Annotated in this window: 12 protein-coding genes and 1 riboswitch; of the genes, 3 read left to right on the top strand and 9 right to left on the bottom strand. The window is 70.5% G+C overall.

What is annotated here, in order from left to right; genetic code table 11:
• Positions 1-46: 46 nt before the first annotated feature.
• Positions 47-1,174 (bottom strand): hypothetical protein, encoded by a 1,128-nt coding sequence (locus BJY18_RS28470; protein ID WP_184782985.1) that lies wholly within the window; start codon positions 1,172-1,174, stop codon positions 47-49.
• Between the two features lie 317 nt (positions 1,175-1,491).
• Here BJY18_RS28470 and BJY18_RS28465 point away from each other — a divergent pair, with 317 nt between their 5' ends.
• The 3 genes from BJY18_RS28465 (at position 1,492) to BJY18_RS28455 (ending at position 3,248) form a co-directional block, all read left to right on the top strand.
• Positions 1,492-2,094, top strand: a complete 603-nt coding sequence (locus BJY18_RS28465) for a 50S ribosomal protein L25/general stress protein Ctc (RefSeq protein WP_184782984.1) — start codon at positions 1,492-1,494, stop codon at positions 2,092-2,094.
• Positions 2,095-2,105: 11 nt separating this feature from the next.
• The gene (gene pth, locus BJY18_RS28460) at positions 2,106-2,699 is read left to right on the top strand and encodes an aminoacyl-tRNA hydrolase (RefSeq protein WP_184782983.1); all 594 of its coding nucleotides are present in this window, start codon (positions 2,106-2,108) and stop codon (positions 2,697-2,699) included.
• 183 nt (positions 2,700-2,882) lie between these two features.
• A complete protein-coding gene (locus BJY18_RS28455) occupies positions 2,883-3,248 on the top strand; it encodes a DivIVA domain-containing protein (protein WP_184782982.1) in 366 nt (121 codons plus the stop codon).
• A 46-nt stretch (positions 3,249-3,294) separates the two neighbouring features.
• Here BJY18_RS28455 and BJY18_RS28450 read toward each other — a convergent pair whose 3' ends face one another.
• The 8 genes from BJY18_RS28450 to metG all read right to left on the bottom strand — a co-directional run bounded on the left by BJY18_RS28450 (position 3,295) and on the right by metG (position 15,236).
• A complete protein-coding gene (locus BJY18_RS28450; protein ID WP_184782981.1) occupies positions 3,295-4,986 on the bottom strand; it encodes a fatty acyl-AMP ligase in 1,692 nt (563 codons plus the stop codon).
• Positions 4,987-5,041: 55 nt separating this feature from the next.
• Positions 5,042-6,808, bottom strand: a complete 1,767-nt coding sequence (locus BJY18_RS28445) for an ABC-F family ATP-binding cassette domain-containing protein (RefSeq protein WP_184782980.1) — start codon at positions 6,806-6,808, stop codon at positions 5,042-5,044.
• A 40-nt stretch (positions 6,809-6,848) separates the two neighbouring features.
• The gene (locus BJY18_RS28440) at positions 6,849-7,817 is read right to left on the bottom strand and encodes a 4-(cytidine 5'-diphospho)-2-C-methyl-D-erythritol kinase (RefSeq protein ID WP_184782979.1); all 969 of its coding nucleotides are present in this window, start codon (positions 7,815-7,817) and stop codon (positions 6,849-6,851) included.
• Positions 7,818-8,024: 207 nt separating this feature from the next.
• Positions 8,025-9,038: a methionine ABC transporter ATP-binding protein gene (locus BJY18_RS28435; RefSeq protein ID WP_184782978.1), complete on the bottom strand. Its 1,014-nt coding sequence runs from the start codon at positions 9,036-9,038 to the stop codon at positions 8,025-8,027.
• A gap of 196 nt (positions 9,039-9,234) precedes the next feature.
• Positions 9,235-9,341, bottom strand: a riboswitch (SAM riboswitch).
• A gap of 519 nt (positions 9,342-9,860) precedes the next feature.
• Positions 9,861-10,703: a 16S rRNA (adenine(1518)-N(6)/adenine(1519)-N(6))-dimethyltransferase RsmA gene (gene rsmA, locus BJY18_RS28430; protein WP_184782977.1), complete on the bottom strand. Its 843-nt coding sequence runs from the start codon at positions 10,701-10,703 to the stop codon at positions 9,861-9,863.
• Positions 10,704-10,738: 35 nt separating this feature from the next.
• Positions 10,739-12,199 (bottom strand): resuscitation-promoting factor, encoded by a 1,461-nt coding sequence (locus tag BJY18_RS28425; protein ID WP_376774736.1) that lies wholly within the window; start codon positions 12,197-12,199, stop codon positions 10,739-10,741.
• A 349-nt stretch (positions 12,200-12,548) separates the two neighbouring features.
• Positions 12,549-13,376, bottom strand: a complete 828-nt coding sequence (locus tag BJY18_RS28420; RefSeq protein ID WP_184782976.1) for a TatD family hydrolase — start codon at positions 13,374-13,376, stop codon at positions 12,549-12,551.
• A 63-nt stretch (positions 13,377-13,439) separates the two neighbouring features.
• A complete protein-coding gene (metG, locus tag BJY18_RS28415; protein WP_184782975.1) occupies positions 13,440-15,236 on the bottom strand; it encodes a methionine--tRNA ligase in 1,797 nt (598 codons plus the stop codon).
• Positions 15,237-15,283 lie beyond the last annotated feature (47 nt).

The following is a 15,283-nucleotide window of genomic DNA, read 5'->3' as shown; positions in this document are numbered from 1 at the left end:
TCGGCTACTTCAACGAAACCGACGCACCTGGGGGTGAGCGTGCAGCTCAGCCGCCCAGCGCGGCGAAGGTGGTCGCCAGCTTGGCCTTCAACGCTTTCGCGTCGACCGGCGCGCGCACCTCACCGACCGCGGTGGGTTTCGCCAGCACCTGGTAGCTCGCGGTGCGGTTCGGCAGGCTGAACTTGACCGAGCAGGACATGCTGATGGTCGAGTCGGCGGCAGCGTCGCCCTGCGTGGTGCAGCTCTGCGCGCCGAGGCTGTCCGCGCTGATCTCCACGGTGAGCGTGAGGTGCACGGTCGGCTTGCTGCCCGGACGGCTGCCCACCACGGTGTTCTCGACGTCCACAGTGGTCTTGCAGGAACCGACGTAGTCCTGGCAGTCGAGTTTGTCGTTCAGCACCCTGACGCTCGCCTGGGCGAGGCCGTCGAACGGCTGACCGAGCCCGTCGACCGCGGCGTCGAAGTCGGTGTGGAATTGCTTCAGCTCCGGCCCGGCCAGCGGCCGCACCCGGAACCCGGCGCCGAGCTTCGCCCCGCCGAGCGGATCCAGCAGCGCGGGTGCGAACGAGACCACGCGGTGTGGTTCGGCCACGCTCACCTGCAGCGCGCCGAGGCCGCCGCCCAGCTCGTAGACCTCGGTGCCGTCGGCCAGCTTCTGCCGCTGCGGAGGGCCGCTGCGGTACAGCGAGCCGAGCGACGCGCGCAGCCCGTCAGCCAGCTTCGGCGGAGCCAGCCGCGCGGCCGGGTCGATCGGCAGCTCGGTGCCGACGGTCTGGACCCAGCCGGTGCCGAACTTCGCGCTGTTCTCCTCGAGCCCGTGCGACTTCCAGTAACTCGCGTCCGCCGAGAGAAACAGTCCGCCCTGCGGCTCGACGAGGCGAACCGCGGTGCCCTCGAACGGGAGCGCGCCCAGCCCGTCGCCACCGCGGGTGATCCGGAAGCTGAGGTCGGCGGGTTTACCCGCGGCATCCTTGACGGTCGTGTCGTACTGCAGCGCAGGTGCCTGCTCGAGCGCCCGCAACGCGGCGTCCACGGCCGACTGCTGCTGTGCCCGCTGCCGCGCGACCTGCTGGTCGGCGGCGGAGAGACCGGCCGAGCCGTCGACCGCGACCTGACAGGCCGAAAGAAGCCCACTCAGCAGCACCGCCGCCACCGCAGTCCATCGAGCCCGCATCACGCCCCTCTTCCCGCGGGCATCATGCCACCCCCGGCCCGCCGCGGGCGGAACCGCGATCGTGTCGTCACCCACCCGGCCCCCACCGGCGCATGCACCCGCCGTGTCCCGGTGGGCCCACGCTGGTTTACACTTCGTGAGTTGTCTCGGCGAGGCGGGTGCACTGCTGAGTGCCCGGCGTGATCGACGCGGCGGCTCGAGAAGCCCCGTGGTCCGGCCACGCCCGTGAACTCGCCGCCGTGCGCAACCGCCCCAGGCAGAGATCGCCGATCCCCGCCGCCCTGCCTACGTCTTTGCTGCTGAAGGAGTGCTAGACCGTGTCCGAGGTACGTCTTTCCGTCGAACCGCGCACCGAGTTCGGCAAGGGTGCCGCCCGCCGCACCCGTCGCGCCGGCAAAATCCCCGCGGTGCTCTACGGGCACGGCTCGGACCCGCGGCACTTCGCGCTGCCGGCCATCGAGTTCGCCCGCGTCGTCCGGGAGAACGGCAGCAACGCCGTGCTCACCCTCGACCTCGAGGGCTCCAGCGAGCTGGCGCTGACCAAGACCATCGTGGTGCACCCGCTGAAGAACTACATCGAGCACGTCGACCTGCTGGTGGTCCGGCGGGGCGAGAAGGTCACCGTGGACGTGCCGCTGGTGATCACCGGCACCGCCGCGCCGGGCACCCTGGTCGTGCAGGACCTGGACACCGTCCAGGTCGAGGTCGAGGCCCTGCACATCCCGGAGCAGTTCGAGGTCTCGGTCGAGGGCCAGGAGGCCGGCACCCAGATCACCGTCGAGCAGATCGCGCTGCCCCGTGGCGCCGAGCTGATCACCGACGCCGAGGCGCTGGTCGTGGCGGTCAACGAGGCCCCGCGTGCCACCGACGAGGACGAAGAGGCCGAAGCCGAGGAGACCCCGGCCGAGGACGCCGAATAGGCTCCACTGCCGTGAGTCAAGACCTGCCCGGGGCCGGCGAGCTGATTCTGCTCGCCGGCCTCGGCAATCCCGGGCCGCAGTACGCCGGCAACCGGCACAACGCCGGTTTCCTGGTGCTCGACGAACTCGCCGCGCGGATCGGCGGGAAGTTCAAGGCCCACCGCAGTGGCGGCGAGGTGCTGGAGGGCCGGCTGTCCGGCCGCCGCGTCGTGCTGGTGAAACCCCGGTCGTTCATGAACCTCTCCGGCGGTCCGGTCGTGGGCGCGGCCCGGTTCTTCAAGATTCCACCGTCCGGCGTCGTGGTGGTGCACGACGAGCTGGACGTGCCGTTCGGCACGCTGAAGCTCAAGCTCGGCGGCGGCGACAACGGGCACAACGGCCTGCGCTCCATCACGAAATCGCTCGGTACCCGCGACTACTACCGGGTGCGCTTCGGCATCGGCCGTCCGCCCGGCCGCCAGGACCCGGCCGACTTCGTGCTCAAGGACTTCTCGACGGTCGAGCGCAAGGAGCTCCCGTTCGAGGTCGACCGGTGCGCGGACGCCACCGAGGCGCTGGCCGCCCGTGGCCTCGCCGCGGCGCAGAACGAGTTCCACGCGGGCTGACCAGCCACTGCTCTCTGTGAGTGAGCGGCGGTGGCGCTACGTGTCTTTCTTCTCACTCGATGGGCGGCTTTCCGCTCCCTGATCGAGTCGTCCGAGTGCGCTCGGGGTTCCTCGTGCCTGCGGAACCGGTTAGGACGGAACGCAGGAGTTCGCACATCCCGAACCGGAATCGGAGAATGATCCATGTCGTTCACCGCCGAGGACCTCACCGAGGTCGCCTTCGGTAACGCCCCGATCGGCCGCCGCGGCTACGCCAAGCACGAGGTCGACGACTTCGTCCGCCGCATCGCGAAGACGATCGCCGACGAGGACGACCTCACCGCCGCGGAGGTCCACCACGTGCTGTTCTCCAAGCCGCTGATCGGCAAGCGCGGCTACGACGAGCGCGAGGTCGACCAGTTCCTCGACGTCGTCGAGGACCAGCTGGCCGACCTGTCCGGACGGCGCGCCCCCGTCGTGCCCGGCGCGCGGGACGAGTCCGAGGCGACCGCGGAACGCGCGCCGCGCCCGTCCCCCGATCTCTCCCCTGAGCAGCTGCCCGGCCGCTGACCGAGTCCGTGAAGGCCTTCTCCCCGAAGGAGGCCTTCACGGTGGCTCAGGAGCCGGCGTTGTTCGCGATGCGTTCGGCGTACTGGGCGGCGGTGGCGGCCCGGCGGACCTTGCCGGACGGCGTCTTCGGCAGGCCGCCCGCGGGCAGCACCACGACCGAGTAGGGGCGCATGTCCACCGCGGCCCGCACCCGTGCCGCGACCTCCTTGGCCAGCCGGCGTTCGGCCTCGGCCTCGCCGGCCAGCTTGGACTCGACGACGACGGCGAAGCGCTCACGCCGGCTGCCCGCGTCGAGCCGCACCGCCACCGCGTTGCCCGCACGCACGCCGTCCACCGAGGTCGCCGCCCGCTCGATGTCGGTCGGGTACAGGTTCCGGCCTGCCATGATGATGACGTCCTTGCGCCGGCCGCAGATCACGATCTGGCCGCCGTCCACGAGGTAACCGAGGTCGCCGGTCCGCATCCAGCCCTCGGCGTCCTTGGTGGCCAGCGGCCCGTCCACGGTCAGGTAACCCGGGGTCACCGCCTCGCCGCGCAACCGGATCTCGCCGACCTCGCGTTCGCCGAGCACGGTGCCCTTCTCGTCGACGACATCCGCGACCAGCCCGTCCAGCGGACGGCCCAGCACCGCGAACGACCGCACGTCCTCGGTGCCGCGGCGGGGATCGCCTTCGGGCACCGGCACGGCACGGTTGTCCGCCTCCAGCGCGTCGGCCTCCACCACGTCGAGCGTGAGTCCGGTGAACAGCGGCGCGAACGAAACCGCCAGGGTCGCCTCCGCCATGCCGTAGGCGGGGAACACGCATTCGGCCGGCATCTTGAACCGCTGCCCCGCGTCGACGAAGGCCTGCACCGCCGTCTCGTCGATCGGCTCGGCGCCGTTCAACGCGATGCGCAGCGTGGACAGGTCGTAGGCGTCGTCCTCCTCGACCCGCGCCAGGCGACGGCCGACGATGGCGTAGGCGAAGTTCGGCGCGGCCGTGGTGGTGCCGCCGTATTTGGTGATCAGCTCCGGCCAGATCAGCGGGCCGGACAGGAACTCGACCGGGGTGATCTTGACCAGCTCGACGCCGAAGGTCATCGGCACGGTCAGGAAGCCCACCATGCCCATGTCGTGGAAGGTCGGCAGCCAGGACACCATCACGTCGCGGTCGAAGTCGAACTCCGCGCGCTCGACCATCGCCTTGACGTTGGTGTAGAGGTTGCCGTAGGTGATCCGCACCGCCTTCGGCTCGGCGGTGGAACCGCTGGTGAGCTGCAGCAGCGCGGTCTCGTCCTCGCTCGTGGCCACGATCTGGCCGAGCGGTTCCGCCTCGGCCAGCTCGGTGATCAGCCGGTGCCGGATGCCCTTGCCCTCGAGCACCGGGGCGAGCTGGTCGAACGGTTCGCCGAGCAGCACCAGCTCGGCTCCGATCATGCCGAGCACCTTGACGGTGTCCTCGGCCCATTCGGCGAGGTCGGTCCGTGGCGTCGGCTGGTGCAGCATGGTCACGCTGCCGCCGGTCAGCCACACCGCCTGCACGGTCGGCGCGATCAGCGCCGGTGCCGCGGCCAGCACCGCGACCGCGCTGCCCGGTTCGAGACCGCCGGAAACCAGGCCACCCGCGAGCACGCGGGCCTGCTCGTGCACCTGCGCCCAGGTCCGGCGCACCGGCTCCTTCGGCTCACCGGTGACCATGCCGCGCTGCTGACCCCGCCCCGCCGCCGTACCGACGAGCGTGTCCACGAACCGACTCATGCGCGCAAGATTACTGTCTGGCCGCCAACGCCGTCTTCGGTGGCAGGCACCGCGGCTACTCGAGCGTTTCCGAGGTTTCCATCCAGCGGGCCTCGACGTCGTCCTTCTCCGTCAGCACGGCCTTGAGCTCGGTGTTCAGCTCGATCAGCCGCTCCGGATCGGTGGCCGCCTCGGCAAGGGCGGCGTGCAGCTTCTCCTCGCGGCCGGCGAGCTGGTCGAGCTTGCGCTCGAGCCTGCCCAGTTCCTTCTGCGCGGCGCGGATCTCCGCGGCGCCGCGCTTGGCCTCGGCCTTGTCCGGCGCGGTGGCCGCACGGCGCGGCGCTTCCAGCAGGCTCGCCCGGCGCTGCAGGTACTCCTCGATACCGCCCGGCAGGTGAGTCACCTTGCCGTCGCCGAAAAGCGCGTACGTGGCGTCGCAGACCCGTTCGACGAGGTAACGGTCGTGCGAGACCACGACCATCGTGCCCGGCCAGCCGTCGAGCAGATCCTCCAGCTGCTGGAGGGTGTCGATGTCCAGATCGTTGGTGGGCTCGTCGAGCAGCAGCACGTTGGGTTCGGCCATCAGCAGCCGGCACAGCTGCAGCCGGCGCCGTTCACCGCCGGAAAGGTCGCCGACCGGCGTCCACTGCCGGGCCGCCGGGAAGCCCAGCTTCTCGCCGAGCTGTGAGGCGGTCATCTCCTGCTTGCCGAACACCACGCGGCCGGCGACCTGCTCGATCGCCTGCAGCACCCGCAGGTCCGCGGGCAGATCGTCGAGTTCCTGGCGCAGGTGCGCGAGCGCGACCGTCTTGCCCTCGATCCGCCGCCCGGTCTCCGGCGCGAGATCCCCGCCGAGCAGCTTCAGCACGGTCGTCTTGCCGGAGCCGTTGACGCCGACGAGGCCGATCCGGTCACCCGGGCCGATCCGCCAGGTCACGTGGTCGAGCAGGGTGCGCTCGCCCACCGACACCGACGCGTCCTCCAGCTCCAGCACGGTCTTGCCGAGCCGCCGCTTGGCGAAGGCCATCAGCTCCACCGAATCCCGCGGCGGCGGCACGTCGGCGATCAGCGATTCGGCGGCCTCGACGCGGTAGCGCGGTTTGGACGAGCGCGCCTGCGGGCCGCGGCGCAGCCACGCCAGCTCCTTGCGCGCGAGGTTCTGCCGCTTCTCCTCCGCGGTCGCGGCGAGACGAGCCCGCTCCGCGCGCGCGAACACCCAGTCGGCGTATCCGCCCTCGTACTGCTCGACGCGGCCGTTCGCGACCTCCCAGGTGAGGCCCGCGACGGTGTCCAGGAACCACCGGTCGTGGGTCACCACCACGACCGCGATCCGCCGGCCGAGCAGGTGGTCGGCGAGCCAGCGGACCCCTTCCACGTCGAGGTGGTTGGTCGGCTCGTCGAGCACCACGAGGTCCAGCTCGCCGGTGAGCGCGGCGGCCAGCGCGACCCGGCGGCGCTCCCCGCCGGACAGGTTCGCGGTCGCCGTGTCCAGCCCGATCGCGGTGATTCCGAGTCCGTCCACAATGGAGCGTACGCGGGGGTCGGCGGCCCACTCGTGCTCCGCGCCGTAACGCTGCAGCACCACGTCGCCGACCGTGCTGCCCGGCGGCAGCTCGGTGCGCTGGGTGACCACCGCCATCCGCAGGCCGCGAACCTGGCTCACCCGGCCGGAATCCGGCTCGCTCAGCCCGGAAAGGACCTCCAGCAGTGTGGTCTTGCCGCCACCGTTGAGCCCGACCACGCCGATCCGCTGTCCCGCGGCGACGCCGAGTGAGACCTTGTCCAGCAACGGTTTCACGCCGTAGGACTTGCTCACCGACTCCAGGTTGACCAGGTTGGCCATCCGCTTCAGCCGATCCTTTCCACAGTGCAGGGTTGGTTGTTCAGGCGTGCACACGGGGCGGTGCGCCCCGCGGTGAGTCGTCTCCGCCGGCCACGCGGGCGCCGGGCACCGGGCCGTGCGCGACCCGGACCGTGCGGCACACCCCGGCACCGGACAGCTCGGCCGCCACGTCGACCGCGGTTTCCGCGTCAGCACAGAGGAACGCGCAGGTGGGCCCGGAACCGGACACGCACCCGGCGAGCGCACCCGCGTTCACCCCGGCCCGCAGCGTGCGGCGCAGCCCCGGGCGCAGGGACACCGCCGCGGCCTGAAGGTCGTTGCCGAGCAACAGAGCAAGCTGTCGTGGATCACCGGAGGCCAGCGCCTCGACGACCGGCGTGTGCGAACCGATCCGCGGCGGCTTGCCGTCGGCGCGCAGCCGGTCGAGCTCACCGAACACCTTCGGGGTGGACAGGCCCTCTTCGTCGAAGGCGAGCACCCAGTGGAAGGTGTGCCGCGCCAGCACCGGAACCAGCTGCTCACCACGCCCGGTGCCCAACGCGGTTCCGCCGTAGAGCGCGAAAGGCACGTCACTGCCGAGCCGCCCGGCGATCGCGGCCAGCTCGTCGCGGGTCACGTCGAGCTTCCACAACGAGGCGAGCCCGACGAGCGCCGCGGCCGCGTCCGCGCTGCCGCCCGCCATGCCACCGGCGACCGGAATGCCTTTGCGCAGCACGATCCGCACCTTCGGATCCTCGGCGTCCGGCCGTCCGACGTAGGCGGCCAGCTCGCACGCGGCCCGCCGGGCGAGGTTGGTGTCATCGGTGGGTACCGTGCGCTCCCCCTCGCCGTAGACCTCGATCGCCGGCTCCTCACTGGCCGCGACGGTGACCTCGTCGGTCAGCGAAAGCGCCTGGAACACCGTGACCAGCTCGTGGAACCCGTCCGCGCGCAGGTCTCCGACAGCCAGGTGCAGGTTGACCTTGGCCGGAACCCGGACGGTGACTGGTGGCGGAACGACGGCGAGCACCCGTCCAGTTTACGTGGCTTCGCCTGCGGCTTCCCCACCAGGAGAAAACGCGGCGCGGATCCGTACTGGGACACGCGACCCAGAAGTTCGGACGCAGTGTCCGCATCGCCGGGTGGCGCGTCCGGAGACCTTCGGCCCGCGGCGAACGTGAACCGGCCCGGGTGCCGTCTGCGGAACCCGGGCCGGAAAGGGGGAACAGGAAGCTGCTCAGGCGGCGACGACGCTCTGCGGCCCGCGGGCGGGCTGCGACACGTGCGCACCGCGGTCGGCGATCCAGGCCAGCGCGGCGTCGGCGCGATCGCCCCGGACGCCAACCCGGAAGCGGGCGATCGGGGTGTCCCCGATCCGGGTCAGGCCGCCGCCGATGGTGGACAACTGGACGTCGAAGCGCGTGGCGGCCTCCGGGAGCAGCGCGCCGACCGAGGCGAAGCCGATCAGCACGACGTCGGCCGAGCGGTCGAACTTCGCCGCGTGGGCGCGGCTGGTCTCGACCGAGGGCAGCACCGCCTGTGCGGTCCAGCTCTCCGGCGACGAGATCAGGTCGAGCAACGTGCCGTGCTCCACCACCACGCCGTTGTCGAGAACCGCGACGTCGTCGCAGACGCGGCGGACCACACCCGAGTCCTGGGTGGTCACGACCACCGTGACGCCCAGTTCGGCGCGCGCCCGGTCCAGCACGGCGAGCACGGCGCCGGCGTCCTCGGCGGCGATGCCGGCGGTCGGGTCGTCCGCGACGAGCACGGCCGGCCCCGCGGCCAGCGCACGCGCCACCGCGACCCGGCGGCGCTGACCGTCGGTCAGCTCGTCCGGCTTCTGCCCGGCACGGGCGGTGAGGCCGACGAGGTCGAGCAGCGAGCCGACCCGGCTGCGGCGCTGCGGGCCGTCCACACCGAGCTGCTCCAGCGGGCTGGCGATGTTGCCGCCGACCGTGCGCTCGGCCAGCAGCTCCGGCTTGGTGCCGACGACACCGAGGCGGCGGCGGATCTCCCGCAGCCGACGCCCGTCGAGGGTGCCGGTGTTGAGACCGTCGAGCCGCACCACGCCGCGGTCGGGACGCTCCTGCAGGGCGATGCACCGGGCGAGCGTGGACTTGCCGGAGTCGGCCGGACCCACCACGCCGAAGAGTGAACCGGCCTGCACGTCGACACTCACGTCACGCAGTGCGGCGACTCGGTTTCCGTTGAAGGGAAAGGATTTGGACACGTTTTCGACAGTGATCACGAATGAGCTCCAAGCAAGGGCGCCGCACCGTTTCCGGGCGCGCCGGGCGTCATCGAATTACCGTCCGAAAAGGACGGTGCAAGAACTCGCGGGAAAGCGGATCAGGCGATGGCCATGGAGCGTCGACACGCACATACCGTGCGGCGACCTTCGTCGACTACTCGGCGCCGGGTCAGCAGGAGCGGGTGGGTGACCCTCTTCATCGGAAACAGCCTCCATCGGTCCTGGCGGTAGCACCTGCCCCCTTGCGGGTGGTTGCTGCGACTTCGGCGAGCCAGGTCTCTCAGTCGCTCGGGATGGACACCACCGAGTAAAGCCGATCCCACTGGCTGAACGCAAGCGCGTTGGTGCAGATCACACGACTGGTCGCGTCCGGACAATGGAACACCGGGTCCTGGATCGCGGGAGCCGGTAGTTCCGCCACCGAAGGAATCGCCCGCACTGCGGCCACGGCCGCCACGGGCCCGGCCGACGTCGCCGAGAATCCCCTGTGGACGTTCGGGAATTGCTTTTCGCCTTGGCTTTGTTACGTATCCCGTCGAGCGCCGCGACGATTGCGAAAGCCGGCACGACCACTCGCGCGGCAGTCGGGTAGCACCACGGCGGGTCGGGATGGTTCACAAAGCCGAGTCAATCCGGGTTCCTCTCGCCGAACAACCGCGACAGCACCGGCACGTTCCCGGCCCGGACGCCGATGAGTTCGGTCACCATCTCCAGCAGCCCGTACCAGTGAGTGCACTTCGAAGACCCGAAGCCTGGCCGCCGCGGGAGCACGCAGTCAGCAGCCTGGCCGGAGCACCGCCGTCCGGCGAGAGCGCGCGGTCAGGACGCGGCAGCCGCGATCCGCGCGAAGGCGTGCACGTCGAGTTGTTCTCCCCGGCTGCGGGGGTCGATCCCGGCCGTGGTCAGCAGCTCGCCGGCTCGGTCGGCGGAACCCGCCCAGCCGGCCAGCGCCGCACGGAGTGTCTTGCGTCGCTGGGAGAACGCGGCGTCGACGACCTCGAACAGGCAGCGCCGATCGACGCCGGTGACCGGTTGGGTGCGTTCGAACGACACCAGCGCGGAATCCACGTTCGGCACCGGCCAGAACACGGCGCGCGGCACCGCGGCCACCTTGCGGGCCGGTCCGTACCACGCGAGTTTGACGCTCGGAACGCCGTAGGTGCGGCTGCCGGGGCCGGCCGCCATCCGGTCGGCCACCTCGGTCTGGACCATCACCAGCCCCCGCCGCACCGAGGGCAGCTCGGCGAGCAGGTGCAGCACCACCGGCACCGCGACGTTGTAGGGCAGGTTGGCCACCAGGGACACCGGCTCCGCGGGCAGGTCCGCGGCCAGCACGCGCAGGGCGTCAGCCTCGACGACGGAAAGCCGCTCCACGTCTTCCGGTGCTCGCTCCGCGGCTGTGCGCGGCAGACGAGCGGCCAGCACCGAATCGATCTCCACCGCGACGACCCGCGTGCCGGCGTCGAGCAGCCCCAACGTCAGCGACCCGAGACCGGGGCCGACTTCCAGCACCACATCCCCGGGGCCGACTCCGGCGAGGTCGACGATGCGGCGAACCGTGTTGGGGTCGTGCACGAAGTTCTGGCCGAGCTTTTTCGTCGGCCGGACGTCGAGCTCGTCGGCCAGCCCACGGATCTCCGCAGGTCCCAGCAGTTCCACCACCGGATGAGCCTACCGAGTGCCGCGAACGAGGATGCTCAGGCCTTCTTGCCGCACACCGGCCAGGCGCCGTAGCCACCGCGCGAGTCACGCACCTTCTCCGCGACCGCGATCTGCTGCTCCCGGCTGGCCTCGCTCGGCAGCGAGGCGTACTGGTCGCCGCCGTAGGCGTTCCAGGTCTGCTTGTCGAACTGGAGGCCGCCGTAGTAGCCGTTGCCGGTGTTGGCGGCCCAGTTGCCGGTCGCCTCGCACTGCGCGATGCGGTCCCACGCGGAGCCGTCACCGATCGCCGGCGTCGGCGCCTCCTTGGTGCCGACCTTGACGATCTTCGGCTTGGCCTGGACGAGGATCTTCTCCGAGATCTGCTCGCGCGAGACCTCTTCACCATTCTTCTTGGTGACCTTGTAGGTCACCATCTTCTGGCCTGGCGTGCCCGGATCCTCGACGGTCTCCTCGCCCTGCAGCTGCGTCGGGTCGTCGACCTTCTGCACCTCGGGGTCGATGTCCTCCTGCTGGTTGACCATCGAGACGCCCATGCGCGAGACGTGCACCTCGGCGCCGTCCTTGAGCGAGACGTCCAGGCCACCTTCGACGGCGTCCTCCGGCCCGAGGTTGAGCTTGAGCGCGGACACGAACTCCTTGGCGGTGACCGCGTTGCTCGTCACCTGGCGCGGAGCTTTGGTGCCGTCGTAGAGCGTGATGTGCTTGAGGGTCTTGACCTGCACGGTGGAGCCTTCGAGCGGCAGTTCGCCCGAGGACGGCATGGAGGTCCAGGCGCCCTGGGCGACCATGTCGTTCATGCCCAGCTGGTTCATCGCCTCGCCGAGCGTGGTGGCGCGCACCCAGGAGGGCCGCGAGACGCCGTCGACGACCAGGTTCAGCTGACGGCCGCGCTCGAGCTTGATGACGCCGCCGTCGCCGACCGCGGCCTGCGGGGAGGGCGAGAGCGAGTCGTGCTCGCCGACCGACAGGCCGGCGTCCTCGAGCACCTCGCCCACGGTGCCGCCGTAGCTGTGGATGGTGCGCTGCTGGCCGTCCACGTCGACCGTGACGCTCTTGTTCATCGCCAGCGCCGCGGCACCGCCGCCGCCGACGGTGATCATGACCGCGAGCACGGCGCCCTTGAGGAAACGGCGCTTCCAGGTGCGGGTGGCCTCGCGCAGACCCTCCTCCACGGCGACCTGCTTGGCCTGCGGCGTGGCGGTGCGGTCCTCGGCCAGCTCGTCCGGCAGGGACAGCGGCGGGAGCATGGTGGTCTCGGCGTTGATCAGCCGGATGAGTTCGTCGACGTCGACGTCGATCTCCGCCATCAGCGTGTCGGCGTCGGGGCCGAGCGCGGTGAGGACGTCCTGCTCGGTCACGTACAGCTCGTCGGAGAAGTCCAGCTGCCCGTACGCGGTGTCCTCGAGCTCGCGGTCGAGGACTGCCACCGAACCAGCGGAGGAGAAGTAGTCGGGCTCCGCGCCAAGGCGCGCGCCACCCTGCCTGCTACCAGTCACCGGGTCGTTCCCTTTCCCAAGACGGCATGCGTCACCGCAGCCGTCCTTTCGTCGCGACGCATCCGGGGATGCGCCTCTCAAGTCCGACACCCCCAGCCAGCGCCATCGTCACGGTTCCGGGCCGTACCTGCCCCGGTTCCGCTTCCCCGACGTGCACTGACGTGACTGGTGGGCGTATCAGCCGGCATCCGCTGCGCGGTACCGACCGGCACGATCACGGGACAGTAACGTCAGACGGGCGGGTTGCGCAAACACCCCCCGGAGTGTCGTGACTTGTGTCACTCGTCCGATGGACGAACGGGCAAACCCGAACGTCGCAATCCGCGCACCCCGAAGTGACACAAAGAGTTCACGCTCCCGGCAGGCCGTACACCCGCTCGGCCGTGGTCCGGACCGCTTCGGCGACCTCGTGCACGGCCTCGCCCCGCAGCATCGCGAGGTGCCGGACGGTGTAGGCGGTGCAGTACGGCTCGTTCGGCCGGCCGCGGTAGGGGTGCGGCGTGAGGAACGGCGCGTCGGTCTCGGCGAGGAACTGGCCGAGCGGCGCCATCCGGGCCGCCTCGTGCAGACCGCGGGCGTTCTTGAAGGTGACAGTGCCGGCGAAGGACAGCACGTACCCGTGGTCGAGGCACCGGCGGGCGATGCGCTCGTCACCGGAGAAGCAGTGGAACACGACGGTGTCCGGCGCGCCTTCCTCGTCGAGAATGCGCAGGACGTCCTCGTGCGCTTCGCGGTCGTGGATCATCAGCGTCTTGCCGAGCCGCTTGGCGAGGTCGATGTGCCAGCGGAACGCCTCCTGCTGCGCGTCGCGGGGCGAGTAGTCCCAGTAGTAGTCGAGCCCGGTCTCGCCGACCGCCACGACCCGTTCGCCACGAGCCAGACGCTCCACTTCGGACCGCTCCGGCTCACCGAAGTCCTTGGTACGCGTGGGATGGATCGCCACCGCCGCGTACACCCGAGAGTCCCAGGTGGACGCTTCAGCCGCCCACCGGGCTGCGGTCAGATCGTCGGCGACGGTGACCACGCGCGCCACGCCGGCCCGCTCCGCCCGGTCGACCATCGCGGTCACGTCGGCCGCGGTGACCGCCCCACAGGCGTCGAGGTGGGTGTGCGCGTCGACCACCGCCACCGGCAGACGGTCCGGGATCGGCGGCAGTGCCCGCTTGTCTTCGCCCATGCCCCCGAAACTACTCGTGAGTGCCTACGACGGTGAGAACCGGCGTAGGCACTCACGAGTAGTTCAGTCGGTGACGATCGGGGCCCAGTCGGGGCCGGTCTCCCCCAACTTCGGGTCCAGCTTCGTGAACAACGGGGTCGGCTTCGCCAACGGACGGCCGATCTCGACCGGCGACGACGCCCACTTCGCCTGCTCACCCGCGTAGTCGCCGGTGAGGATCGGATTGATCCGCCCAGGCACGTCCAGGTCCTCGACCTCCTGCAGCTCCGGCTGCGCCGCCCACACCCCGGTGCCGCCGAGTGCCTCGTGCACCTTCTGCGCCGAATGCGGCAGGAACGGCGTGAGCAGCGTGTTCGCGTCGCTCACCACCTGCAACGCGGTGTGCAGCACCGCGTCGCGCCGGTCCGGGTCGTCCTTGAGCTTCCACGGCTCCTGATCCGACAGGTACCGGTTCGCCGCGGTGACCACCCGCATCGCCTCCGCCGCGGCCAGCTTGAACCGCGAGCGGGCCAGGTGCGCGCCCGCGGTGTCGAACGCCTGCCGCGACAGGGTCTTCAGCTCCTCGTCCGCGGGTGCGGCCTTGGTCGGGGCCGGTACCGCACCGTTGTTCTTGTGCGCCATCGAAATGGACCGGTTGACCAGGTTGCCCCATTCGTTGGCCAGCTCGAAGTTGGTCCGCCGGACGAACTCGTCCCAGGTGAAGTCGGTGTCCTGGGTTTCCGGGCCGGCCACCGAGATGAAGTAGCGCAGCGCGTCCGGTCCGAACTCACGGAGGAAGTCGTGCACGTAGATGACCGTGCCGCGGGAGGTGGAGAACTTCGAGCCGCTCATGGTGAGGAACTCGCTGGAGACGATCTCGTCCGGCAGGTGCAGTTTGCCGTACTTGCCCGGCTCGCCGCCGCGGTCGCCGTCGCCGTTCTGGCCGAGCAGCAGCGCGGGCCAGATCTGCGCGTGGAAGGTGATGTTGTCCTTGCCCATGAAGTAGTAAGCGCGCGCGGCGTCGTTGGCCCACCACTCCTGCCAGGCGTCCGGCGTGCCGTTGCGGCGGGCCCATTCGACGCTCGCGGAGAAGTAGCCGATCACCGCGTCGAACCACACGTAGAAGCGCTTGAGCGGCTGGTCGCGCCAGCCGTCGAGCGGGATCTTCACGCCCCAGTCGAGGTCACGGGTGATCGGCCGGGGCCGCATGTCGTCGATCAGGTTCTTGGTGAAGTTGAGGACGTTCGGGCGCCATTCGGTCTTGGTGCCCAGCCAGTCGCCGAGGGTCTTGGTGAACGCCGGCAGGTCGAGGAAGAAGTGCTCGGTCTCGACGAACTTCGGCGTCTCCCCGTTGATCCGGGACTTCGGGTTGATCAGCTCCGCGGCGTCGAGCTGGTTGCCGCAGTTGTCGCACTGATCGCCGCGCGCGCCGTCGTAACCGCAGATCGGGCAGGTGCCCTCGATGTAGCGGTCGGGCAGGGTGCGCCCGGTGGACGGGCTGATCGCGCCCCGGGTGGTCTTCGGCACCACATAGCCGTTGCGGTGCAGCGCGAGGAAGATCTCCTGGGTGACCGCGGAGTGGTTGCCGGTGGTGGTGCGGGTGAACAGGTCGTAGGACAGGCCGAGGCCGCGCAGGTCCTCGTCGATCTGGCGGGTGTACTTGTCCGCGGTCTGCTGCGGGGTCAGGCCCTCCTTGTCGGCCTGCACGGTGATCGGGGTGCCGTGTTCGTCGGTCCCGGACACCATGAGCACCCGGTTGCCGGCCATTCGCTGATAGCGGGAGAAGACGTCGGACGGGACGCCGAATCCGGACACGTGGCCGATATGGCGGGGGCCGTTGGCATAGGGCCAGGCCACCGCGGTCAACACAGGGGTGCTCATACCTGTTTAGCCTACGGATGCGGTCCACGCCGTGGCGCAGTGGTCGG

Origin of the sequence: Amycolatopsis jiangsuensis (assembly GCF_014204865.1) — a bacterium.
Classification (GTDB): Bacteria; Actinomycetota; Actinomycetes; order Mycobacteriales; family Pseudonocardiaceae; genus Amycolatopsis; species Amycolatopsis jiangsuensis.
This window is presented reverse-complemented; position numbering and strand designations above follow the sequence as displayed.